The following is a 23661-nucleotide window of genomic DNA, read 5'->3' as shown; positions in this document are numbered from 1 at the left end:
CGGGCAGTGTAGTCCGTGCGCGCATTCGATGTTTCGCTTCCGGATGAAATGTCGGATGCAGCGGTTTCGCCGCTGCGGCCGGACGGACTGCGGCCCGTCGCGGGCCACGCGTAGAATGGCCGCACGCGGCGGCAGCGGGCCGCCGCATGTGACGCGATGCAATGATGAAGACGATTTTCTGTGTGTTGGCGGCCGCGCTCGTGTGCGCGGCCTGTGCGCCCGGCGGCGCGGGCACGACCGGTGAGCGCGGCGGCAGTATCGAGATGTACGGGACGATCGACCAGGGCATCACGGTGCGCCGCTGACCGGCGCCGGTTCGCGTGCGAGCCGGAATAGCCGCCGGAGCCCCGCCACGCGGGGCTGGCCGCGACGCGTTGCCGCACTGCAACGTATAATGGCCCGATCACAGCGCCTCTGCCGCCTGGAGCCACAATAATGCCCCAACCGTCCCCCGTGCCGGCCGCCCTCGACCGCACCGAAACCGTATTCCGCTTCCTCGCCGAACCTTCGTCCGTGAACTTCGGCGGCAAGGTGCATGGCGGCGCGCTGATGAAGTGGATCGACGAGGTCGCGTATGCGTGCGCGGCCGTCTGGTCGAGCCGCTATTGCGTGACGGTCAGCGTCGGCAACATCCGTTTCCAGCGTCCGATCCTGGTCGGCAATCTGGTCGAGCTGAAGGCGCGCGTCGTCGCGACGGGCCGTACCAGCATGCACATCCATGTGTCGGTGCACGCCGGCGATCCGAAGGGCGGCGTGCTGCGCCAGACGACCGATTGCCTCGTCGTGTTCGTCGCGGTCGACGAGAACGGCAACCCGGTGCCGGTGCCGCCGTTCGTACCCGAGACCGACGAGCAGAAGGTGCTCGCCAAATATGCGGCCGACGTACGGGCCGCGCTCGACAAGATCGTCGAGATGAAGCCGGAAGAGGTCGCGAAGGGCGCGGTCTGAGCGCGACGGGCGCCGCGCTCGACGCGCCGCGCCCGCTGTCCTGCCTTTATCGCGTTCCGATCATCTGCTCGGGGCGCACCCATGCATCGAATTCCGCCTCGGTCAGGTAGCCGAGCGCGAGCGCGGCCGCCTTCAGCGTCGTGCCTTCCTTGTGCGCCTTCTTCGCGATCTGCGCGGACTTGTCGTAGCCGATGTGCGGATTGAGCGCCGTCACGAGCATCAGCGATTCGTTCAGCAACAGGTCGATGCGCGAGCGGTTCGGCTCGATGCCGACCGCGCAGTGATCGTTGAAGCTCTGCGCGCCGTCGGCGAGCAGCCGCACCGACTGCAGCACGTTGTGCGCGATCATCGGCCGGAACACGTTCAGCTCGAAATTGCCGCTCGCGCCGCCGACGTTGACCGCGACGTCGTTGCCGAACACCTGGCAGCACAGCATCGTCACGGCTTCCGACTGCGTCGGGTTCACCTTGCCCGGCATGATCGAGCTGCCCGGCTCGTTTTCCGGAATCGACAGCTCGCCGAGCCCGCAGCGCGGCCCGCTCGCGAGCCAGCGCACGTCGTTCGCGATCTTCATCAGGCTGGCCGCGACCGTCTTCAGCGCGCCGTGCGCGAACACCAGCGCGTCGGCGGCCGCCATCACCTCGAACTTGCTCGGCGCCGTCACGAACGGCAGCTTCGCGAGCCGGCCGATCTCGTCGGCCACGCGCACCGCGAACTCCGGATGCGCGTTCAGCCCCGTGCCGACCGCGGTGCCGCCGAGCGCGAGCTCGTACAGGTGCGGCAGCGCCGATTCGACGTGACGGATGCCCTGATCGAGCTGCGCGACGTAGCCTGAGAACTCCTGGCCGAGCGTGAGCGGCGTGGCGTCCTGCAGGTGCGTGCGGCCGATCTTCACGATGTCGGCGAACGCCTTCGACTTCGCGTCGAGCGTCGCGCGCAGCGTGCGCAGCGCCGGCAGCAGGTGATTGACGATCGCATACGCGGCCGCGATGTGCATCGCGGTCGGGAACACGTCGTTCGACGACTGGCCGCGGTTCACGTCGTCGTTCGGATGAACCTTGCGCGCTTCGCCGCGCTCGCCGCCCAGCAGTTCGCTCGCGCGATTCGCGATCACCTCGTTGAGGTTCATGTTGGTCTGCGTGCCGGAGCCCGTCTGCCACACCGCGAGCGGAAATTCGCGCGGATGCTTGCCGGCGATGATCTCGTCGGCGGCTTCGATGATCGCGTGCGCCTTGTCGTCGGCGAGCACGCCGAGCGACTGGTTGACGGCCGCCGCGGCGCGCTTGACGATCGCGAGCGCGTGGATCAGCTCGGGCGACTGCTTCTCCGTCGAGATCCGGAAATTCTGCAGCGAGCGCTCGGTCTGCGCGCCCCAGAGCCGGTCGGCCGGCACGGCGATCTCGCCGAACGTGTCGCGTTCCATCCGAACTGCTTCATTCATGATGCACTCCTCCTGGAAAGGGGAAAGGCCGCGCGTCGTCGCGCGGCGTCAGACGTAATCAGACGTATCGTGAGGCAGTCGCGCCGCTTGCGCGGCGTCTCGAGGGGTTCAGCCGACAAGCATAGCGCCGGCCGCGATTTCGTGTCGTGTCGCGCCCGGGGCGCGCGACGAGCGACGAGCGCAAACCGGCGCTAGCGCGCCGCCGCGATGAGCGACGCGGTCTTGCGGTGGAAGCGCCATGCCATCAGCACGGCGACGCTCGCGAGGCCGGCCGCGAGCCCCCACCACAGGCCGCGCGCGCCCATGCCCGCGTGGAACGCGAACCAGTAGCCGGTCGGAAAGCCGATGCCCCAGTAGCCGAGCGTCGCGGCGAGCATCGGGATGCGCGTGTCCTTCAGGCCGCGCAGCGCCCCGGACCCGACGGTCTGCATCCCGTCGACGATCTGGAACACCGCGGCGATGCCGAGCAGCGACGCGGCGAGCGACACCGTGGCTGCGTTGGCCGGGTCGTCGAGATGCAGGTACAGGCCGACGATCGTGTGCGGCGCGACGATCATCACGAGGCCCGACAGCGACATGAAGCCGACGCCGAGCGCGAGCGCGACGAAGCCCGCGTGCCGCGCGGCGACGGGCGAGCCCGCGCCGATCCAGTAGCCGACGCGCACGTTGGCCGCCTGGCCGATCGCGAGCGGCACCATGAACGATACCGATGCGACGTTCAGCGCGATCTGGTGCGCGGCGAGCGACGTCGCGCCCAGCACGCCGACCGTGAGACCGGTGGCGAGGAACAGCGTCGATTCGACCCCGTACGTGATCGCGACCGGCCAGCCGATGCCGATCAGTTCGCCCATCACCGGCAGCTTCGGGCGCGCCGCGGTCACGAAGTGGCGGAAGCGCTGCCGGCCGTGCAGCAGCCAGATCAGCGCGAGCGCGGTGAGCCAGATCGTGATCGTCGTCGCGACGGCCGATCCGAGAAAGCCGAGGCGCGGCAGCCCGAATGCGCCGTGGATCAGCCCGTAGTTCAGCACGCCGTTCACGCCGACCCCGCCGATCGACACCCACAACAGCCGCCGCGCGGCGCCGATCGCCGGCAAGAACGCGCGCATCAGCCCGACACCGATCAGGCTGCCGAGCGCCGCGTAGCGCAGGATGCCCGTGTATTCGCCGACGTGATGCGCGAGCAGCGGCGGCTCGTGGAACATCAGCAGGATCGGTTCGGCCAGCGACAGCGCGACGATCGCCGGAATCGCGAGCAGCACGGACAGCGCGAAACCCGTCCAGTAGATGTGCGGCACGCGATCCTCGGCCTGCGCGCCGCGCGCGTGCGCGACGCTCACGCTGACCGACGACAGCACGCCCTGCAGGATCGTCACGATCACGAAGAAGAAGTTCGCGCCGAGGCCGCCGGCCGCGAGCGAATCGGGGCCGAGCGAACCGAGCAGCACCGTGTCGGTGACGCTCATCGCCATCTGGGAGAGTTGCGCGATCGCGAGCGGCGCGGCGAGGCGCGCGGTATCGGCGGCGTGACTGGACAGGGACGGCGGCGCGGCGGCCGTCCGCGTAAAACCGGAATGCGACATGGAATGGGCGCTCGCGCGAGTGCGGGCCCGCGCTCTATGTAGTTATTTTGAGAGACGGCTAGCTTACGGCTTTATTCGTACCGTGTCGAACGCGTGCGCCGATGGCCATGTCGCGGGCAGGGGGAACGGCCAGGGGCCGGCGCAACCCCGTTGTCAGCGTGAATGCGCCCTAGGCCTCGCGTACCGCGATGCGCGTGTCGCCGAGCAGCACGACCTGGCCCGCGCGGATCTTGCAGGTCTTGCGCAGCTCGACCGCGCCGTCCACTTTCACGGCGCCGGACGCGACGATCAGCTTCGCGGTGCCGCCGCTGTCCGCGAGGCCGGTGATCTTGAGAAGGTTGTGCAGCTCGACGTATTCGCCGGTCAGCGTGAAATCCAGATTGGGCATGACGAGGAAGGTGCGCGACGCGCGGGAGGAAACGCTCCGCATCATACGGCACCGCGGGCCGGCACGCGAGCGCGGGCCGTCGCCGGTGGATGTAAAGGACTGTGAGCGATTCGTCAGCAAATGAAACGGTGGGTAACAGTCTGAGAGATTCGCGAACCGGCCGCGCGGGCCGCGGGTCTTCTGTCGTACCTGCTGCGTGTTGCGGCAGGGACGCGACGGACCGCATCGCGGCGGTTCGCGCTCACAACTTCTCGAGGAGAATTGCCATGTCCAAGATCCGTACGATGCTGATCGGTGCCGCGTTGACGGCGTTCGCTACTTCGGCCGCATTCGCCCAGACGGGCACGACGGCCCAAGGCGCAGCCGGTGCCGGCGTGCAGACGCAGACGCCGGCTGCAGGCGCCGGTGCAGGCGTCCAGGGTGGTGCCGGCGCGAACGCGTCGGGCAATGCGGTGGGCGGTGCGACCGATGCGGTCGGCGCGGCAGCGGATGGCGCGAAGGATACGACGTCGTCGGCCGTCCATTCGACCAAGAAGCACACGAAGCATGCGGCGAAGTCGGCCAAGAGCCATGCGGGCTCGGCCAAGGCGAAGGCCGACGACGCGACCGAAGGCGGCGCATCGGTCGGTGCGCAGGGCGGTGCTTCGGCCCAGGGCGCCACGCAGTAAGTGGTGCCCGGCGCTTGTCGCGACGCGCGTCTTCGGCGGGCGTGTCGCGACGGGTGATCGTCCGGCGGCCCGGTTCGCTTCGCGCGAATCGGGCCGTTTTCGTGGGTAATACGTTTAGCGGGACGCGTGCTTACGGCCTGCGCTGGCCTTGCCCCTGCCCCTGGGCGGGCCGAACGGCAGCCGGCGTGAATACGCTGCGCAGCCACGCGGCGAGCCGCGCGAAGACGTCGTACGGTTCCTCGACGAAAATCTCCGGCTTCAGCAGCCGCAGATATTCCATGATCTGCTGGGCTTCCTGCTTCTGGAACGAGCCGTGCGCGAGCCCGAGCCGCAGCAGCCCGCGCAGTTCGCCGAGCTTGTCGCGCGCGGTGCTGCCGACGCTCATCTCGCATGCGAGCTTGGCCTCGTAGATCCGCTGCCGCAGCGATTCCGCGAGCCGCCACGCAGGCGTCTGCATCAGTTCCTCGAGCGTCTGGATGTCCTGCGCCGCGCCCTTGATCTGCGACGCGAGCGGGTCGATCAGCGACGCGTCGCCCTGCGCTTCGGCGACGATCGCCTTCGCCCAGTCGCGGCATGCCTTCGCGAGTTCATCGGGCGTCCATTCGGAGCGCGACGCGAAGCCGAAGCCGAATTCGCCGGCCTGCCGCATCAGGATCGCGACGACGTCCGGAAATTCCTTGTCGAGCGTGCGCTTGGCCCACGCGTACTGGCCGCCCTGCAGCATCCGCTGCACCGCGTGCTCGGTCAGCGGCACCATGTTGTCGAGCAGCTTGGCGCGCAGGAAATCCTCGAACGACGGGGTCGCGAATTGCGGGTCGAGTTTCAGCGACACGCGGACGAACGCGTCGTAGTCCTTGCGTAGGGACTCGAGCGTGTCGTCCTTGAGGGAAAGGGTGATCTGGCCCATGAATCGTCTCGATGGCGGCCCGCGCAAGCCGGCGCCGGCACGGCGCACCGGAGCGGGCGCCGCGTCGACTGACCGATGCGCGCCGGGGCCGGTGGCGGGTCTACCTCTCCTATATCGGCGCACCGGGCGGAAACTTGAGCGCGCGCGATCGAGCGGACGCTCAGGCGGGCAGCCAGTGCGGGATGACGACCCCTTGCCACAGGAAGAACACCGCGAGCCCGGCCGCGATCGTCACGAGCGGGCGGCGCGTCGTGGCCGACACGAGCACGGCCGCGAGCGCGCCGACGAGCTGCGGGTTCCGCCAGGTCAGCTCGGCCGTGCCGTCGTGCGGCGAGACGGTCATCGGCACGATGATCGCGGTCAGCACGGTGACCGGCACGAAGCCGAGCGCGGTCCGCACGAGCGGCGGGAACGTCAGCCGCTCGCCGAACAGGAACAGCGTCGAGCGGATCGCGTACGTGATGACGGCCATCCCGAGAATCAGCAGCGCGTAGCTCACGATGCGGCCTCCGGGCGAGAGCCGGCGCGCGTGCGATCGTGCCGCAGCGTGAGCACGACGCCGATCGCGACGCCGGCGGCGACGGCACCGAGCAGCCCCAGCTTGTACGGCCAGCCCTGCCAGAAGTACGCGAGCGTGCCGGCTGTGGCGGCCGCCGCGAAATAGCGCAGCGTGCCGAGCTGCGGGACGACGATCGCGATGAAGGTCGCCGCCATCGCGAAATCGAGGCCGAGCGACTGCAGGCCGGGGAACGCCGTGCCGAAACCGATGCCCGCGAGCGTCCAGACCTGCCAGTTCAGGTACATCGCGAGCCCGGAGCCGAAAAAGTAGTGGGGGCCGATCGTGCCGGGCGGGTAGTGCCGGTAGTGCCCGTAGGCGACCGCGAACACCTCGTCGGTCATCAACGCGCCGAGCGTCGCGCGCCAGCGCAGCGGCAGGTGCGCGACATAGGGCGCGAGCGTCGCGCTGTACAGCAGGTGGCGCAGGTTCACGATCAGCGTCGTGGCGAGCACGACGGCGAAGCTCGCGCTGCCGGCGATCAGGCCGAGCGCGATGAACTGCGCGGAGCCCGCGAACACGGCGAGCGACATCAGCGCGCCGTGCCACGCGGCGAGCGGGCCGCCGCCGACGAGCGTGCCGAAAATCACGCCGAACGGTGCGGCGCCGATCATCATCGGAATCGTGTCGCGCGCGCCGTCGAGCCATTCGTTGAGCGGGCGGCGCGGGGGCGATGCGGGTGTCTTGTCCAAGAAGCGCTCCTCCATGAGCTGGAGGATAGCGGGCCGGTAGTGCGCCGGCTTGTATGTTCTTGCGCTCGGCGGGTCGAGGCCGTGGCTCGAGTGCGGGCGGCGCGGGTTGCAGCGCGGTTGCCGGCGACGGGAAGCCGCGCGTCAGCTTGCCTGCCAGCGCCCCGGCGGCACGCCGAACATCCGTTTGAAATGCCGCGTGAAGTGGCTCTGATCGACGAAGCCGCTGGCCGCCGCGACATCGGCGACCGGTACGCCCGCGCGCAGCGGCGCCAGCGCGCGCTGCAGCCGCAACTGATTGCGCCACGCATGCGGCGGCATGCCGGTCGTGCGCGTGAACAGGCGCGCGGCGTGAAACGGCGACAGGCCGACCGCCTGCGCGACGTCGTCGAGCGTCACCGTGGACGTCAGATCGGCGGCGAGCCGCTCGCGCATCGCGTCGACGCGCGGTTCGTCGGCCGCGAGCGGCGCCGGTTGCGGCCGCGCGTCGGCGTGGCGCGCGATCAGCGTCGACAGCGCGTCGAGCATCGCGGTTTCGGCGGCGAGCGGATCGTAGAGGCGCGGCGCGCCGGTGGCCGAATCGCCGGCCGCCGGGTCGCCGGCCGGCTGCCCCGGCGCATGCGCATGCGACGACAGCGCGCGCTCGCTGCCGGCTTCCAGCATCCGGTGCGCGAGCGTGAGCCGGGCCGCGAGATCGGCGTCGCGGATCACGTCGGCGGCAAACCAGGGCGGATCCTGCGGGCGGCCCGCGATCGTACTCGCGAGTTCGTGGATGAATTCGACCGGCATGTAGCTGACGCGATAGCACCAGCCTTCGTCGGTGGCACGCGACCCCGTGTGCACTTCGCCGGGATTGATCACGGGCACGGTGCCCGTTTCGGCGACATAGCCGTTGCCGCGATAGGTGAAGCGTTCCGCGCCTTCGAGAATCACGGGGATCGTGTACGCGTCGTGCCAGTGGGGCGCGAACGCGTGATCGCGATAGGTGGCCGTGAGCAGATCCGCGTCCGGCACGAGCGGCGTGCGCCAGTAGCGTGCGGAATCGGGAAGGCGGGTGGCGGACATGGTCGGGCGCGGGAGCGGTCGAATCGACAGTGTATCGCTCGCGCGCCTGGCGGGTGCGGGCTTACTTGACCGGGATCGTCGTGCCGGCCGGCATCGGCACCGCGGTGACGGCGTTCTTCGGGCTGCCGCTGACGATACGGTCGCTGTAGGTCAGGTAGACGATCGTGTTGCGTTTCTTGTCGACGACGCGCACGACGTGCAGCGTCTTGAAGATGAACGACATGCGTTCGCTGAACACGTCGGTCTGCTGCTTGAGCGGTTCCTTGAAGCTGATCGGGCCGACCTGCCGGCACGCGATCGACGCTTCGCTCGGATCCTCGGCGACGCCGAGCGTACCCTTGATCCCGCCGGTGCGGGCGCGCGACACGTAGCAGGTCACGCCGTTGACGACCGGATCGTCATAGGCCTCGACGACCACGCGGTCGGAACCCGTGACGCGGAAATGGGTGTTGACGCTGCCGACTTCCTCCGCGTGCGCGAACGGTGCGGCGGCGAATGCGGAGAGCAGGAGGGCGACGGGGGCGAAACGGAGGAGGCGATGCTTCATCGACGGAACCGGATGCGAATGCGGGACAGAGACTCTAGCATGCGCATGACCGGGCCACGAGAAGCAGCAACGCGGATAGGTGGCCGGAAAAACAAAAGGCCCGTCGCATGACGGGCCTTTCGCTATTTGGCTCCCCGACCTGGGCTCGAACCAGGGACCTACGGATTAACAGTCCGGCGCTCTACCGACTGAGCTATCGGGGAATAAATCGGTACATCTGCGTGATGTGTCGTCCAACAAAAAACCCGTCCACTTTCAACGGGCCTTTGCGTTTTTGGCTCCCCGACCTGGGCTCGAACCAGGGACCTACGGATTAACAGTCCGGCGCTCTACCGACTGAGCTATCGGGGAACAAACAACAACAGCAGAGAAACGAGATTGTATGGAGTGTTCGCTAACCTGTCAACACCTTGGAGCCGCGACGCATAAAATTTTTTGCGGCCGCCGCCGTGCGATCAGCGCTCGAGCAGGTGCAGCTTCTCTTGCACGTCCTTCCACTCGTCCGCGTCGGCCGGCGCCGGCTTGGTCTTCGTGATCGACGGCCAGTTCTTCGCCAGCTCGGCGTTCAGCTCGGTGAACTGCTGCTGGTCGCCCGGAACGTCTTCTTCGGCATAGATCGCATTGGTCGGGCATTCGGCGACGCACACGGCGCAGTCGATGCACTCGTCCGGATCGATGGCGAGAAAGTTGGGACCTTCACGGAAGCAATCCACCGGGCACACATCCACGCAATCCGTGTATTTGCACTTGATGCAGCCTTCGGTCACAACGTGAGTCATTAAAACGCTCCTGCTTGGCGGTATATGGGGTGGCGTTTGCGCCAAAAGCGGCATTGTAACTGAAGCGCAAAACCCGCATGACGAGGTCGGCTATCCGGCTTATATCGTTTCGTGATTAGTTTATGGCGCGCGCAACCCGGATACCCGCACGCCGGGCACCGGCACGATGCGGCAACGCGGCGGGGCGGTTTCGCGATGGTCCGGCCCGCATTCGGGTAACATGGCCGACAGACCGGGCGGCGCGCGGTGCGCCGGTGCCCTGTCACGATATTGGCGCTGCCGTCATCATGATCATCACTTCGCTGCTGGACACGGATCTCTACAAGTTCACGATGATGCAGGTCGTCCTGCATCACTTCCCCGCCGCAAACGTCGAATACCGGTTCCGGTGCCGCACGCCCGGCGTCGACCTCGTGCCGTACATCGACGAGATTCGCGACGAGGTGCGCGGCCTGTGCTCGCTGCGTTTCGCCGACGTCGAACTCGACTACCTGCGGCGGATGCGCTTCATCAAGAGCGACTTCGTCGACTTCCTCGCGCTGTTCCACCTGAACGAGAAGTACATCTCGATCACGCCGTCGCCGAAGGGCAATGGCGAGATCGACGTCGTGATCGAGGGGCCGTGGCTGCATACGATCCTGTTCGAGATCCCGGTGCTCGCGATCGTCAACGAAGTCTATTTCCGCAACACGCAGCGCGAGCCCGACTATCGCGAAGGGCGCGAGCGGCTGCGCGAGAAGATCAAGCTGCTCGGCGCGAAGCCCGAATTCGCCGACTGCAAGATCGCCGACTACGGCACGCGCCGGCGCTTCTCGAAGGTGTGGCACGAGGAAGTCGCGCTCACGCTGCGCGACGGGCTCGGCCCGCAGTTCGCGGGCACGAGCAACGTGCTGTACGCGATGAAGCACGACATCACGCCGCTCGGCACGATGGCGCACGAATACCTGCAGGCATGCCAGGCGCTCGGCCCGCGGCTGCGCGATTCGCAGATCTACGGCTTCGAGATGTGGGCGAAGGAATATCGCGGCGACCTCGGGATCGCGCTGTCGGACGTCTACGGCATGGACGCGTTCCTGAACGACTTCGACATGTACTTCTGCAAGCTGTTCGACGGCGCGCGCCACGATTCGGGCGATCCGTTCGACTGGGGCGAGCGGATGCTGCGCCACTACGAGGCGAACCGCTGCGACCCGCGCACCAAGGTGCTCGTGTTCTCGGACGCGCTCGACATCCCGAAGGTCATGCAGCTGTACGAACGGTTCCGCGGCCGCTGCAAGCTCGCGTTCGGCGTGGGCACCAACCTCACCAACGACCTCGGCTACGTGCCGCTGCAGATCGTGATCAAGATGGTTCGCTGCAACGGCCAGCCGGTCGCGAAGCTGTCCGATTCACCGGGCAAGAGCATGTGCGACGACAAGGCGTATCTCGCGTACCTGCGCCAGGTGTTCGGCATCGCGCAGCCGGTCGACGAAGACGCGTCGAAGTAGGCGTCGGCCGTTCGGCCGAGGTGTGTCGCGGCAGGGGCGGCCGCTATAATCCGACGTATTGCACGCCAACGTCACGAGGACCGTTCATGGACACTTCCGCTGCCCGTCGCCAGATCCTCGCGCGCATCCGCGCGGCGCAGGGGCGCGCGGCCGAACCCGATGCAGCGGAGCGCGACGGCGTCGCCGACTATCTCGCGCGTCATCCGCCGGGCCCGCGCCCGCCGGCGCCGGCCGACCTCGTCGCCGCTTTCGTCGACGAAGCGGAGCGCCTGTCGACCACGGTCGACGAAGTCGCGACGCTGGCCGACGTGCCTGCCGCCGCCGCCCGCTATCTTGCCGCCCATGGTCTGCCGGCGCAGGCCGTCGCATGGCGCACGCTGGCCGATCTCGACTGGGCCGGCGCCGGCCTGTCGGTCGAGTGCCGCAAGCCGCGCGACGGCGATCTCGTCGGCTTGACCGGCTGCTTCTGCGCGACCGCCGAAACGGGGTCGCTGGTGTTGCTGTCCGGCCCCGACACTTACGCATCGGCCGGCCTGCTGCCGGAAACCCATATCGCGATCGTGCCGGCGTCGCGCATCGTCGCCGGTCATGAAGACGCGTTCGCGCTGATTCGCGCGGAGCGGGGCGAGCTGCCGCGCGCGGTCAATTTCGTGTCGGGCCCGTCGCGCACGGGCGACATCGAGCAAACGATCGTTCTGGGCGCACACGGCCCGTACCGCGTGCACGCGATCGTCGTACGGGGCGCATGACGCGCCCGCCGCATTCACCGCTATTCGAACAAGGAAGTTCCGCATGAAACGACATGCCGCCTGGGCGGGCATGGCGTCGGGCATCGCGCTTGGCGCCGCTCCCGCGCTCGCATCGGCCGCCACGCTCGACGGTGCCACGCTGTCCGCGCTCTGGGGCATCCCGTTCGCCGGGATCCTGCTGTCCATCGCGCTGTTCCCGCTCGTCGCCCCCGTGTTCTGGCATCACCATTTCGGCAAGATCGCCGCCGTCTGGGCGATCGCATTCCTGGCGCCGTTCGCGGTCGCGTTCGGCGCGGGCACCGCGTTCGGCACGCTGGTGCATGCGCTGCTCGAGGAATACATTCCGTTCATCGTGCTGCTCACCGCGCTCTATACGGTCGCGGGCGGCATCTGCGTGAACGGCAACCTGCATGGTTCGCCGAAGCTGAATACCGCGATCCTCGCGCTCGGCACGCTGCTCGCGAGCGTGATGGGCACGACGGGCGCCGCGATGCTGCTGATCCGGCCGCTGCTGCGCGCCAACGACAACCGCAAGCATGTCGTGCACGTCGTGATCTTCTTCATCTTCCTCGTCGCGAACGCGGGCGGCTCGCTGTCGCCGCTCGGCGATCCGCCGCTGTTCCTCGGCTTCCTGAACGGCGTGAGCTTCTTCTGGACGACCACCCATCTCGCGCTGCCGATGCTGTTCATCTGCGTGGTGCTGCTGACGCTGTTCTTCGCGCTCGATACGTACTTCTACCGGAAGGGCGGCGAAGCGCGGCCGGCCGCGCTCGATCCGACGCCCGACGGCGCGGCGCTGTCGATCGACGGCAAGATCAACTTCGTGCTGCTGGCGGCCGTGATCGCGCTCGTGCTGATGAGCGGCGTGTGGAAGCCGGGCATCTCGTTCGACGTGTGGGGCACGCACGTCGCGCTGCAGAATCTCGTGCGCGACGTCGCGCTCGTGGCGGTGACGCTCGCATCGCTCGCGCTGACGCCGCGTTCCGCGCGCGAGGGCAACGCGTTCAACTGGGCGCCGATCGAGGAAGTCGCGAAGCTGTTCGCGGGCATCTTCGTGACGATCGCGCCGGTGATCGTGATCCTGCGCGCGGGCGCCGACGGCGCGTTCGCGCAAATCGTCCATCTCGTCACCGGGCCCGACGGCAAGCCGATCGACGCGATGTACTTCTGGGCGACGGGCATCCTGTCGTCGTTCCTCGACAACGCGCCGACCTATCTCGTGTTCTTCAACCTCGCGGGCGGCGATGCGCAGGCGCTGATGACGACCGGCGCGTCGACGCTCGCCGCGATTTCCGCCGGCGCGGTGTTCATGGGCGCGAACAGCTATATCGGCAACGCGCCGAACTTCATGGTGAAGGCGATCGCCGAATCGCGCGGGGTGAAGATGCCGAGCTTCTTCGCGTACCTCGGCTGGGCGCTCGTCGTGCTGATACCGGTATTCCTGCTGACGTCGTGGCTTTTCTTCACGGCGTAAGCTGACGTTTTTCAACCCCGAGCGGGCGGCTCCGGCGGCGCATGGCGCGCCGCGATCCGTCCGCGGCATGCGGAGATGGCGATGCAGAAGATCCTGGTCGCGCGTCCGGTCTTTCCGGACGTGATCGAACGGCTCAAGCAGTATTTCGACGTCGACTGGAACGACGGCGACGCGCTCGCGCCCGACGCGCTCGCCGCGCGTCTGGCCGACAAGGACGGCGCGCTGACGGCCGGCGACCCGGTCGGCGCGGCAACGCTCGCGGCGGCGCCGCGCCTGCGCGTCGTGGCGAACATGGCGGTCGGCTACAACAACTTCGACATGGCCGCGTTCAACGCGGCGAACGTGCTCGGCACCAACACGCCCGACGTGCTGAACGAGTCGACCGCCGATTTCGGCTGGGCGCTGATGATGGCCGCCGCGCGCCGGATCGCCGAATCCGAACACTGGCTGCGCGCCGGTCACTGGCAGAAGTGGGCGTACGACGGCTTCCTCGGCAGCGACATCCACGGCTCGACGCTCGGCGTGATCGGGATGGGCCGCATCGGCCAGGCGCTCGCGCGCCGCGCGCGCGGCTTCGGGATGCAGGTGATCTATCACAACCGGTCGCGCGTCGCGCCGGAGATCGAAGCCGAGCTGAATGCCGAATACGTGTCGAAGGATGCGCTGCTCGCGCGCGCCGATCATGTCGTGCTCGTGCTGCCGTACACGAAGGAGAACCATCACACGATCGGCGCGGCCGAGCTCGCGAAGATGAAGCCCACGGCGACGCTGACCAATATCGCGCGCGGCGGGATCGTCGACGACGCGGCGCTGGCCGCCGCGCTGCGCGACGGGACGATCGCCGCGGCCGGCCTCGACGTGTACGAGGGCGAGCCGAGCGTGCATCCGGCGCTGCTCGAGGTGCCGAACGTCGTGCTGACGCCGCATATCGCGAGCGCGACCGAAAAGACCCGCCGCGCGATGGCGAACCTCGCCGCCGACAACCTGATCGCCGCGCTCGGCGAAGGGCCGCGTGCCGGGCAGCCGCCGAATCCGATCAACCCTGACGTGATCGGGAAGCCGCGCGCATGACGATGACGTTGTTGCTTGCGGCGGTCGTCGTGCTGGCCGTCGCGCTCGCGGTGGCGATCGTCGCGCTCGTGCGCGGCGGCGGCCGTCACGACGATGCGGCCGTGCTCGGCGACCAGATCGAGGACGCCGCGCATGCGCAGGCGCGCGCGGTCGAGCGGCTCGAACGCGAATTGCGCGGCGAGATCGTCGAGAACGCACGCGGTTCGCGTACCGAGCTGGCCGGCAGCTTCGCCCAGTTGCAGCAGACGCTCGCCGCGCAACTGACGAGCGTGGCGACCGTGCAGAACAACCAGATCGAGGGGTTCGCGCAGCAGCTCGGCAAGCTCGTCGCCGGCAACGCGCAGCAGTTCGACGCGATGCGCGAGAGCGTGCAGCGCCAGGCCCAGCAGGCGCGCGAGGAACAGACGGGCGCGTTGCGGCTGTTCGGCGACACGCTGAACCGGCAGCTCACGCAACTGACCGAGGCGAACGACCGCCGGATCGGCGAGGTGCGTGCGACGCTCGAACAGCGGCTGAAGGAAATCGAGACGAACAACGCGGCGAAGCTCGAGGAGATGCGCCGCACCGTCGACGAGAAGCTGCATGCGACGCTCGAGCAGCGGCTCGGCGAATCGTTCAAGCTCGTGTCGGACCGCCTCGAACAGGTGCATCGCGGGCTCGGCGAGATGCAGACGCTCGCGGCCGGCGTCGGCGACCTGAAGAAGGTGCTGACCAACGTGAAGACGCGCGGCACCTGGGGCGAAGTGCAGCTCGAGGCGCTGCTGGAACAGATGCTGACGCCCGACCAGTACGCGAAGAACGTCGCGACGGTGCCGAAGAGCACCGAGCGCGTCGAATTCGCGATCCGGCTGCCGGGTCGCGAAGCCGGCACACGCGACGCATCGCCGGTGTGGCTGCCGATCGACGCGAAATTCCCGCGCGAAGACTACGAGCGGTTGATCGACGCGCAGGAGCGCGCCGATGCGGTGGCCGTCGAGGAGGCGGCGCGTGCGCTCGAGGCGCGCGTGCGGATGGAGGCGCGCACGATCGCCGAGAAGTACGTCGCGCCGCCGCACACGACCGATTTCGCGCTGCTGTTCCTGCCGACCGAGGGGCTCTATGCGGAGATCCTGCGCCGTCCGGGGCTGACCGACCTGCTGCAGCGCGACTATCGCGTGACGGTCGCCGGGCCGACCACGCTCACCGCGCTGCTGAACAGCCTGCAGATGGGCTTCCGCACGCTCGCGATCGAGCAGCGCTCGAGCGAGGTGTGGCAGGTGCTCGGCGCGGTCAAGACGGAATTCGGCAAGTTCGGCGACGTGCTCGCGCGCACGAAGGCGCAGCTCGAAACGGTCACGCGCTCGATCGAGTCCGCCGAGCAGCGCACGCGCGTGATGAGCCGCAAGCTGAAGCAGGTCGAGGCGCTGCCGGGTGACACGGCGGCGGGGCTGCTCGGCGCGGAAGAGGCCGAAGGCGCCGATGCGGACGACGCGTGACGCGTGACGCGCGTTGCCGGCAGCCGCCGGACGCAAAAACGGGCGCCGCGGGCGCCCGTTTTCTTTTGCAGCGATCGCCGGCGCGGCCGGCTCGCGCTCAATGCGCGGCGAGCGTGTCCAGCGCGTCGCCCGTCACGCGCACGATGCGCCACTCCGGCAGCACGGTCGCGCCCATCTTCTCGTAGAAGTCGATCGCCGGCTGGTTCCAGTCGAGCACCGACCATTCGAAGCGAGCGCAACGGCGCTCGACGGCGAGTGCCGCGAGATGACGCAGCATCGTGGTGCCGAGGCCCGTGCCGCGCTGCGACGGCTGCACGTACAGATCCTCGAGATAGAGCCCGCGACGGCCGAGGAACGTCGAATAGTTGTGGAAGAACAGCGCGTACGCGACGATCGTGCCGTCGCGCTCGGCCACCAGCGCTTCGGCAGCCGGGTGCGCGCCGAACAGCGCGTCGGCGAGATCGGCTTCGGTCGCGACGAACAGCTCCGTGAGCTTCTCGAACTCGGCCAGCTCGCGCATCAGCGCGAGGATCGCGCCGACGTCGCGCGTGTCGGCCGCGCGGATCAGCGGCGTGCCGCTCACGCTTCTTCCGGCGGATCGGACAGCACGATCTCGATGCCGCCGAAGCGCGACGCGACCCAGTTGTACGCATGGCATGCGATCCACAGCAGCACGAAACCGAGGATCGCGTTCAGCAGCAGCGCGCTCAGGATCGTGCTCAACTCGACCATCCCGTAACGGATATACGCGACGAGAATGCCGAGCAGCACGATCGGCACACTGAACGTCAGGTAGACGAGGATCAGCGCCTTTGCGGTCTGCCCTGCGGCGATCGACGAGATTTGTTTTTTCATGTGCGGATTGCCCCCGTAGAGATGTACCGATTGGAATTCAGATCAGGCCGTCGAGCGGCAGGATGTCGACCGGGGCGCCCGCGTCGACTGCCGCGGAATCGTGGCCCAGGACGATGAAACAGTTGGCGGCCGCGAGACCGCTCAGCGACGCGGAGCTTTGCGAGCCGGCCGGCGCGACGTGCCATTGGCCGTCGGCGGCGCGCGTCGCGATGCCGCGCAGGTATTCGGTGCGGCCGGGACGCTTCTTCAGCGCATGGGTGCTGAGCGCCGTGTACAGGGCCGGCGGCGGCGTCCGCGCGCCGGCCAGCGTCAGCAGCGCGGGGCGCACGATCGCAAGGAACGTCACGGCGGACGCGACCGGATTGCCGGGCAAGCCGAAGAACAACGCGCGACCGGCACCGTCGGCCGCGCGTGCGAGCGTGCCGCACGCGAGCGGCCGGCCGGGCCGCAGCGCGAGGCTCGCGAACGTCACGTCGCCGAGCCGCGCCATCACGTCGCGCGTGAAATCGGCTTCGCCGACCGACACGCCGCCGGACGTGATGACCGCATCGGCCTGCGCGGCGATCGCGTCGCGCAACGCGGCTTCGAGCGCGGCCGGATCGTCGCGGACGATGCCGAGATCGATCGCATCCACGTGCAGCCGTTCGAGCATCGCGATCAGCATCCCGCGATTGCTGTCGTACAGCGCGCCGCGGCCGAGCGGTTCGCCGGGCTCGCGCAACTCGTCGCCGGTCGAGAACACGGCGACGCGCACGCGCCGGCGCACCGTGACGTCGGCGATGCCGAACGACGCGAGCAGGCCGAGGTCGGACGGCCGCAGGATGCGGCCCGCGGCAAGCGCGCAGGCGCCGCGCGCGAGATCCTCGCCGGCCCGGCGGCAGTTCGCGCCGCGCGCGACGTCGTGCGCGGCGAAGCGGATCGTGTCGCCGTCGGCGCGCACGCGCTCCTGCGCAATCACCGTGTCGCATCCGGCCGGCATCGGCGCGCCTGTCATGATGCGCACGCATGCGCCGGCCGCCACGGCGCCGTCGAACGGATGACCGGCGAACGCGGTGCCGGCGACCGCCATCGCGACTTCGCCCTGCGCCGATGCGAGTGCCGCGGCGCCGCCGTCGAACGCATAGCCGTCCATCGCCGAGTTGTCGTACGCGGGAATGTCGAACGGCGCGCTCACGTCGGCCGCGAGCACGCGGTCGAGCGCATCGCGCAGTGCCACCGTGTCGCACGCGTCGACGGGCACCGCGAAGCGGCACGCGAGCGCCTGCGCGTCGGCGAGCGACAGCGGGGCATCGGGGTCGGGTGCGGTTCGAGAGGCGGGCGAGGAGTGCGTGATCATCAGTCGGACTGCGCCGCAAGGCGTATCGGGTTCGTGGCCGGTGGCGCGAGGAGGGTGCCGGGGCGCGGGTTTCGCGTGTGGCGGTCGCCGGGCAGGAACGGCGCGGTGCCGTCAGCGGCGGGCCAGCGCGGCGAGTTCCTGCCAGGAGTTGGCATTGTAAAACGCACGCTCGTCGCGAAACTCGACTTCGACGGTCTTGTGGCGTGCGTACCACGCACGCACCTTGCGGTCGCCGGCCGCGAGCCGGGCGGCCAGGTCGTCGGCCAGCGCCGTGCGCAGCAGCGCGAACGTCGGCTGCGGCGAGCGTATCTGCTGCGCGTCGACGGTGACCGCCATCGCGATGTCGGCCTGCTGCGCGTCGAGCGCCGCATGCAGCCGCGCGACGAGGTCGGCGGGCAGATAGGGCGTATCGCAGGGCGAGCATGCGACGAGCGGCGCGTGCGCCGCGCGCATGCCGGCAAGCAGGCCCGCGAGCGGGCCGGGGAAGTCGGCGGTTTCATCGGCGACGATGCGCGCGTCGAACGGCGCCCCGAGCTCGGCATAGCGGTCGGCATGGCGATTCGCGCTGATCAGCGTCTCGTCGACCTGCGGCGACAGCCGGCGCAGCACGTGCAGCGCGAGCGGCGTACCGTCGAGCAGTTGCAGGCCCTTGTCGACGCCGTCCATGCGCGTGGCGCGCCCGCCTGCGAGCAGCAGGCCGGCGATCGACGGAGAGACGGGAGCGGGCATCGTACGCAGGCGGAGAGGGGGCGGGCGTCAGCCGCCGATATATGACATTTCGACGCGCTTGCCGGCGCCGTCGGGCGCGGAGGCTGCCGATGCGCTGCCGCGCAGCTGCGAATAGCGGTCGGTGCGCGCGTGCCAGATGCGGGCGATCGCGGTCGCGATCTCGGCATCGCTCGCGCCGCCGCGCACCAGCGCGCGCAGGTCGTGGCCCGCCGACGCGAACAGGCACAGGTACAGCTTGCCTTCGGTCGACAGCCGCGCGCGCGTGCAGTCGCCGCAGAAGGCCTGCGTGACGCTCGAGATCACGCCGATCTCGCCGCGGCCGTCCGCATAGCCCCAGCGCTGCGCGGTCTCGGCCGCCGTGTGCGGCTCGAGCGGCACGAGCGGGAAATGTTCGGCGATGCGCGCGACGACGTCCGCCGACGGCAACACCTCGGTCATGTTCCAGCCGTTCGACGTGCCGACGTCCATGTATTCGATGAAACGCAGGATCACGCCGGTACCGCGAAAACGCTCGGCCATCGGCAGGATCTCGCTGTCGTTGGTGCCGCGCTTCACGACCATGTTGACCTTGACCGGCGCGAGGCCCGCGGCCTGCGCGGCGAAGATGCCGTCGAGCACGTCGGCGCTCGCGAAGTCGGCGTCGTTCATGCGCTTGAACAGCGTTTCGTCGAGCGCATCGAGGCTGACCGTGACGCGCGTGAGCCCGGCGTCCTTCAGTGCGCGCGCCTTGCGTGCGAGCAGCGAGCCGTTGGTCGTCAGCGTCAGGTCGAGCGGGCGGCCGGCGTGCGTCGTCAGGCGCGCGAGGCGCTCGATCAGGAATTCGAGGTTCTTGCGCAGCAGCGGCTCGCCGCCCGTGATGCGGATCTTCTCGACGCCGTGTGCGACGAAGACTCGCGCGACGCGCTCGATTTCCTCGTGCGTGAGCAGCGCGCTGTGCGGCAGGAACGGATAGTCCTTGTCGAACACCGCGCGCGGCATGCAGTACACGCAACGGAAGTTGCAGCGGTCCGTCACCGAAATGCGCAGGTCGCGCAGCGGCCTGGCGAACGTGTCGGCCAGCGTGCCGTCGGGGGCATGCGCGACGCCGGAGACGTCCGGCATCCCGCTGACGTCGGCGAGAGGAATGATGCGTCGGGACATGTTGGAAGAAGTGCGAACCAGACTGCTATTTTAGCCGCAACCGGCCGGCGGGGCCGGTGGGCGGAAACCCGCAGCGCGGACGTGAAAAAGCCCGCCGGAGGCGGGCTTTTCCTGGTCGTGCGATGCGCCGTTCAGTGGTGCGTCGTTTCGACCTGCTGCATCGGGGCCGTATCGGCCGGCGGCAGCACCTTGCGTTCGCGCGGCACGCGGGCCGGGCGCGGGAGTCGCGACGCGGCTTCCTGCGCGGCCGCGAACTTATCGGCGTCCGTGTTCACCCAGACGAGACCAGCCTGCTCCAGCACGACATCCAGGCTCGCCGAAGCGGGCGCGGCGGCCGGTTGTGCGGGGGCGGGAGCCGGCGTCGGTACCGGTGCCGGTGCAGCGACGGCCTCGGCCGGTGCTGCTTCGACCGGTGCCGGTTCGGCAGCCACCGGAGCGGCTTCGATCGCGACGGCCGGGGCGGCCGGCTCGACCGGCGCGGCTTGCGGCGCCTCGACAGCCGCCGGGGCGGCTGCCGGCACTTCGAACGCATCGGTCGGCGACACCGCGACCGGCGCCGGGCCCGCTTCCGCGACCGCCGGTGCGATCGGTGCCGGTTCTGCTGCCTGGACGGCGACGACGGGCTCGACCGGGGCGGCCGGAGCCGCTTCGGCGTGTGCCGGTGCCGCTTGCGCTTCGACAGCGGCCGGTGCGGCATGCTGCTCGACGACGGCTTCCACGGCGACCGCGCTGGCCACGGCCGCGACGACTGCCGGCGCGGCCGTGTGGGCCGGTTCGGCCGCGACCGGTGCGGCCGGCGTCACGGCTTGCGCCACGACTTCACCTTCGGCGCCTTGCTCGGCCTGGTCGACCGCGCCGTCTTCCTCGCGCTCGCGACGACCGCCGCGGCGGCCGCGACGGCGACGGCGGCGTTCTTCGCCGTCACGTGCGCCGGCTTCCGCATCGGCTGCCAGTTCCGCGCCGGGCAGGGCTTCTGCAGCAGCCGTGTCGGTTTCCGGTTCCGGATGGTTTTCACCACGGGTGACGGTTTCGAGCGTGGCCGCATGCTGGGTCGGCTTGCGGCGTTCGCCGCGCTCCCGACGCTCGCCGCGTTCCTGGCGCTCGCCACGGGCGGCTGCTTCGACGCCTTCCGGCTGTTCGACACGCTCGCGCGGTTCGCGGTTTTCGCGCGGTTCGCGCGGCTCACGGCCTTCACGCGGCTCGCGACCTTCGCGCGGGCCACGGCCTTCACGCGGTTCGCGAGCTTCGCGACCCTCACGGTTCTCGCGGCCTTCGCGACCCTCGCGACCTTCACGCAGTTCGCGACCCTCGCGCGGCTCACGGCCTTCACGCGGTTCGCGCACTTCCTTGCCTTCGCGTTCCTGGCGCTGCGGCTGGCCACGGCCCGCGGCTGCCTGGTCACGGCCGCCTTGTGCCTGCTGGGCGCCGCCGCGACGGTTGCGATTGCGATCGCCGCCGCGCTGCTCGGTCTTTTCGGTGCGTTCGCGAGCCGGACGCGCTGCCTGCTCCTTCGCCGGTGCGGGCGCAACCGGTGCGGGCGCCGGTGCCGCCGACACGCCGAACAGGCCCTTCAGCCAGCCGATGAAACCGCCGCTTGCCGCGGCGACGGGCGCCGGGGCGGGGGCCGCAACGGGTTCGACCGGACGCTGCGGCGCCGGGCTCGGTGCCGGACGCTCGGGCGTGATGCCCTTGACCGCGGCTTCCTGCTTCGGCTTCACTTCGGCCGCACGCTTGCTGTAGCCGGTTTCCGACTCGAGCTCGCGGGCCGCTTCCTCGGCCATCTTCCAGGACGCGCGCGGATCGTCGAGGCGCGCGTCGTCGTGACGCAGGCGCTCGAGCTTGTAGTGCGGCGTATCGAGGTGCTTGTTCGGGATCAGCACGATGCCGACCTTGAAGCGCGACTCGATCTTGTTGATTTCCTGACGCTTTTCGTTCAGCAGGAAGGCGGTCACCTCGACCGGCACCTGGCAGTGGATCGCCGCGGTGTTTTCCTTCATCGCTTCTTCCTGAATGATCCGCAGGACCTGCAGCGCGGACGATTCGGTGTCGCGGATGTGGCCGGTGCCGTTGCAGCGCGGGCACGTCACGTGGCTGCCTTCCGACAGCGCCGGACGCAGGCGCTGGCGCGACAGTTCCATCAGGCCGAAGCGGGAGATCTTGCCCATCTGCACGCGCGCACGGTCGTGCTTGAGCGCGTCCTTCAGGCGCTGCTCGACTTCACGCTGGCTCTTCGCCGATTCCATGTCGATGAAATCGATCACGATCAGGCCGCCGAGGTCGCGCAGGCGCAGCTGGCGGGCGACTTCGTCGGCCGCTTCGAGGTTCGTGCGGGTGGCCGTTTCCTCGATGTCCGCGCCCTTGGTCGCGCGGGCCGAGTTCACGTCGATCGCGACGAGCGCTTCGGTGTGGTCGATCACGATCGCGCCGCCGGACGGCAGCGGCACCGTACGCGAGTACGCGGTTTCGATCTGGTGCTCGATCTGGAAACGCGAGAACAGCGGCACGTCGTCGTGGTAGCGCTTCACCTTCGCGACGTTGTCCGGCATCACGATGTCCATGAACGCGCGGGCCTGATCGTGGATTTCGTTCGTGTCGATCAGGATTTCGCCGATATCGGGCTGGAAATAGTCCCGGATCGCGCGGATCACGAGGCTCGATTCCAGATAGATCAGCATCGGCTGGCCGGCGTTGCCGCTTTGCGACGCCGCTTCGATCGCGCGCCACAGCTGCAGCAGGTAGTTCAGGTCCCACTGCAGTTCCTCGGCGCTGCGGCCGATGCCCGCGGTACGGGCGATCATGCTCATGCCGTCCGGAATCTGCAGTTGCGCCATCGTTTCGCGCAGTTCCTGGCGCTCGTCGCCTTCGATCCGGCGCGACACGCCGCCGCCGCGCGGGTTGTTCGGCATCAGCACGAGGTAACGGCCGGCGAGCGAGATGAAGGTGGTGAGGGCGGCGCCCTTGTTGCCACGCTCTTCCTTCTCGACCTGGACGATCAGTTCCTGGCCTTCGCGCAGCGCATCCTGAATGCGCGCGGAGCGCATGTCGACGCCGTCCTTGAAGTACTGGCGGGCGACTTCCTTGAACGGCAGGAAGCCGTGGCGGTCTTCGCCGTAGTTGACGAAGCACGCTTCGAGCGACGGCTCGATGCGGGTGATGACACCTTTGTAGATATTGCCTTTGCGCTGTTCGCGCCCGGCGGTTTCGATGTCGATGTCGATGAGCTTTTGCCCATCGACGATGGCGACGCGCAGCTCCTCCTGCTGCGTCGCATTGAACAGCATGCGTTTCATGAACGGCTCCAGGCGGCTCCGCTGCCGGCGCCTCGCGGTTGTCAGTCGCGAGGGCGGGAACGACGGCAGGCCGCACCTTGTTGTGTTGTCACGAGCACGCTGGAGCGGGAACGCTGGCGGGGAGAATTGCCTGAAGAGGCGCTTGGGCCCGAAAGACGGGGCCGGCGGCCATAGGGCACCTGCGAATACGGCTTCAAAGCACGGCGTTCACACACCGCACGCTGCAAAAGCGCGCTAAGCCTGTCCGGGCATTGCCACGGGCGCGCGCAATGCGTCGCGCGCGCCGACGGGCGGCAGATGCTGCGGCTTGGGCCGCAGCGGGGAGTATCGAATCCAGCCCGACTTTCCCGCTTGGGGTGTACTTCCCTGGTTTGACGTCGCCAAGCCCCGCACGCTTCGCGGGGCCAAATCGGGCGCAACGCCGTAATTTTCGCAACCGGCAGCCTGCGGACGCACTTCGCGCCGTCCGGCTGCCGATCAAATTCTT

At 69.0% G+C, this 23661-nt stretch carries 23 protein-coding genes and 2 tRNA genes; 8 read left to right on the top strand and 17 right to left on the bottom strand.

Annotated features, from left to right (window positions below; translation table 11 throughout):
• Window positions 1-161: 161 nt before the first annotated feature.
• On the top strand, window positions 162-305 hold the full coding sequence (locus HWX14_RS05985; protein ID WP_175881050.1) for a hypothetical protein: 144 nt from the start codon (window positions 162-164) through the stop codon (window positions 303-305).
• A gap of 130 nt (window positions 306-435) precedes the next feature.
• Complete coding sequence (locus HWX14_RS05980; protein ID WP_011544912.1) at window positions 436-948, top strand: acyl-CoA thioesterase; 513 nt, start codon at window positions 436-438, stop codon at window positions 946-948.
• 46 nt (window positions 949-994) lie between these two features.
• Here HWX14_RS05980 and fumC read toward each other — a convergent pair whose 3' ends face one another.
• The 3 genes from fumC to HWX14_RS05965 form a co-directional block, all read right to left on the bottom strand.
• On the bottom strand, window positions 995-2389 hold the full coding sequence (fumC, locus tag HWX14_RS05975; protein ID WP_011544913.1) for a class II fumarate hydratase: 1395 nt from the start codon (window positions 2387-2389) through the stop codon (window positions 995-997).
• A gap of 191 nt (window positions 2390-2580) precedes the next feature.
• Window positions 2581-3969, bottom strand: coding sequence for a multidrug efflux MATE transporter NorM (gene norM / locus HWX14_RS05970; protein WP_175881929.1), 1389 nt, complete (start codon window positions 3967-3969; stop codon window positions 2581-2583).
• A 169-nt stretch (window positions 3970-4138) separates the two neighbouring features.
• The gene (locus tag HWX14_RS05965) at window positions 4139-4357 is read right to left on the bottom strand and encodes an RNA-binding S4 domain-containing protein (protein ID WP_006486208.1); all 219 of its coding nucleotides are present in this window, start codon (window positions 4355-4357) and stop codon (window positions 4139-4141) included.
• 266 nt (window positions 4358-4623) lie between these two features.
• On the opposite strand from HWX14_RS05965, the gene HWX14_RS05960 reads away from it, so the two are divergent.
• Window positions 4624-5025: a hypothetical protein gene (locus tag HWX14_RS05960; protein ID WP_175881928.1), complete on the top strand. Its 402-nt coding sequence runs from the start codon at window positions 4624-4626 to the stop codon at window positions 5023-5025.
• A 130-nt stretch (window positions 5026-5155) separates the two neighbouring features.
• Here HWX14_RS05960 and HWX14_RS05955 read toward each other — a convergent pair whose 3' ends face one another.
• The 8 genes from HWX14_RS05955 to fdxA all read right to left on the bottom strand — a co-directional run bounded on the left by HWX14_RS05955 (window position 5156) and on the right by fdxA (window position 9568).
• A complete protein-coding gene (locus tag HWX14_RS05955; RefSeq protein WP_059574031.1) occupies window positions 5156-5932 on the bottom strand; it encodes a DUF4088 family protein in 777 nt (258 codons plus the stop codon).
• A 160-nt stretch (window positions 5933-6092) separates the two neighbouring features.
• Window positions 6093-6431 carry an AzlD domain-containing protein gene (locus HWX14_RS05950; protein WP_175881927.1) on the bottom strand — a complete coding sequence of 113 codons (339 nt, stop codon included), beginning with the start codon at window positions 6429-6431 and terminating at the stop codon, window positions 6093-6095.
• The gene (locus HWX14_RS05945; protein WP_175881926.1) at window positions 6428-7195 is read right to left on the bottom strand and encodes an AzlC family ABC transporter permease; all 768 of its coding nucleotides are present in this window, start codon (window positions 7193-7195) and stop codon (window positions 6428-6430) included. Before HWX14_RS05945 ends, HWX14_RS05950 begins: the two co-directional genes overlap by 4 nt.
• Window positions 7196-7321: 126 nt before the next feature.
• On the bottom strand, window positions 7322-8242 hold the full coding sequence (locus HWX14_RS05940) for an AraC family transcriptional regulator (RefSeq protein ID WP_175881925.1): 921 nt from the start codon (window positions 8240-8242) through the stop codon (window positions 7322-7324).
• A 61-nt stretch (window positions 8243-8303) separates the two neighbouring features.
• Complete coding sequence (locus HWX14_RS05935) at window positions 8304-8789, bottom strand: CreA family protein (protein WP_175881924.1); 486 nt, start codon at window positions 8787-8789, stop codon at window positions 8304-8306.
• A gap of 127 nt (window positions 8790-8916) precedes the next feature.
• Window positions 8917-8992: transfer RNA gene (locus HWX14_RS05930), tRNA-Asn, on the bottom strand.
• Window positions 8993-9064: 72 nt separating this feature from the next.
• Window positions 9065-9140, bottom strand: a tRNA-Asn gene (locus HWX14_RS05925).
• 104 nt (window positions 9141-9244) lie between these two features.
• Window positions 9245-9568 carry a ferredoxin FdxA gene (gene fdxA, locus HWX14_RS05920; RefSeq protein WP_006753067.1) on the bottom strand — a complete coding sequence of 108 codons (324 nt, stop codon included), beginning with the start codon at window positions 9566-9568 and terminating at the stop codon, window positions 9245-9247.
• A 287-nt stretch (window positions 9569-9855) separates the two neighbouring features.
• Here fdxA and pncB point away from each other — a divergent pair, with 287 nt between their 5' ends.
• The 5 genes from pncB to rmuC all read left to right on the top strand — a co-directional run bounded on the left by pncB (window position 9856) and on the right by rmuC (window position 15824).
• Complete coding sequence (gene pncB / locus HWX14_RS05915) at window positions 9856-11055, top strand: nicotinate phosphoribosyltransferase (protein WP_126360375.1); 1200 nt, start codon at window positions 9856-9858, stop codon at window positions 11053-11055.
• Between the two features lie 86 nt (window positions 11056-11141).
• Window positions 11142-11804: a lactate utilization protein C gene (locus tag HWX14_RS05910; RefSeq protein WP_175881923.1), complete on the top strand. Its 663-nt coding sequence runs from the start codon at window positions 11142-11144 to the stop codon at window positions 11802-11804.
• A 43-nt stretch (window positions 11805-11847) separates the two neighbouring features.
• On the top strand, window positions 11848-13278 hold the full coding sequence (locus HWX14_RS05905) for a sodium:proton antiporter (protein WP_175881922.1): 1431 nt from the start codon (window positions 11848-11850) through the stop codon (window positions 13276-13278).
• A gap of 81 nt (window positions 13279-13359) precedes the next feature.
• Window positions 13360-14349 carry a D-glycerate dehydrogenase gene (locus tag HWX14_RS05900; RefSeq protein ID WP_175881921.1) on the top strand — a complete coding sequence of 330 codons (990 nt, stop codon included), beginning with the start codon at window positions 13360-13362 and terminating at the stop codon, window positions 14347-14349.
• A complete protein-coding gene (gene rmuC / locus HWX14_RS05895; RefSeq protein ID WP_175881920.1) occupies window positions 14346-15824 on the top strand; it encodes a DNA recombination protein RmuC in 1479 nt (492 codons plus the stop codon). Before HWX14_RS05900 ends, rmuC begins: the two co-directional genes overlap by 4 nt.
• A gap of 97 nt (window positions 15825-15921) precedes the next feature.
• On the opposite strand, the gene HWX14_RS05890 is transcribed toward rmuC, so the two are convergent.
• From HWX14_RS05890 to HWX14_RS05865, 6 genes are all read right to left on the bottom strand, one after another.
• Window positions 15922-16407: a GNAT family N-acetyltransferase gene (locus tag HWX14_RS05890; protein ID WP_175881919.1), complete on the bottom strand. Its 486-nt coding sequence runs from the start codon at window positions 16405-16407 to the stop codon at window positions 15922-15924.
• Window positions 16404-16679, bottom strand: a complete 276-nt coding sequence (locus tag HWX14_RS05885; RefSeq protein ID WP_006476519.1) for a hypothetical protein — start codon at window positions 16677-16679, stop codon at window positions 16404-16406. Before HWX14_RS05885 ends, HWX14_RS05890 begins: the two co-directional genes overlap by 4 nt.
• 37 nt (window positions 16680-16716) lie before the next feature.
• Window positions 16717-18015 (bottom strand): gephyrin-like molybdotransferase Glp, encoded by a 1299-nt coding sequence (gene glp / locus HWX14_RS05880; RefSeq protein WP_175881918.1) that lies wholly within the window; start codon window positions 18013-18015, stop codon window positions 16717-16719.
• 111 nt (window positions 18016-18126) lie between these two features.
• Window positions 18127-18744: a molybdenum cofactor guanylyltransferase MobA gene (gene mobA / locus HWX14_RS05875; RefSeq protein ID WP_175881917.1), complete on the bottom strand. Its 618-nt coding sequence runs from the start codon at window positions 18742-18744 to the stop codon at window positions 18127-18129.
• A gap of 27 nt (window positions 18745-18771) precedes the next feature.
• Complete coding sequence (gene moaA, locus HWX14_RS05870) at window positions 18772-19884, bottom strand: GTP 3',8-cyclase MoaA (protein WP_175881916.1); 1113 nt, start codon at window positions 19882-19884, stop codon at window positions 18772-18774.
• A gap of 131 nt (window positions 19885-20015) precedes the next feature.
• Window positions 20016-23174, bottom strand: coding sequence for an Rne/Rng family ribonuclease (locus HWX14_RS05865; RefSeq protein WP_175881915.1), 3159 nt, complete (start codon window positions 23172-23174; stop codon window positions 20016-20018).
• Between the last annotated feature and the right edge of the window lie 487 nt (window positions 23175-23661).

The sequence above is a fragment of the Burkholderia sp. BCC0044 genome (assembly GCF_902832955.1).
Taxonomy (GTDB): domain Bacteria; phylum Pseudomonadota; class Gammaproteobacteria; order Burkholderiales; family Burkholderiaceae; genus Burkholderia.
This window is presented reverse-complemented; position numbering and strand designations above follow the sequence as displayed.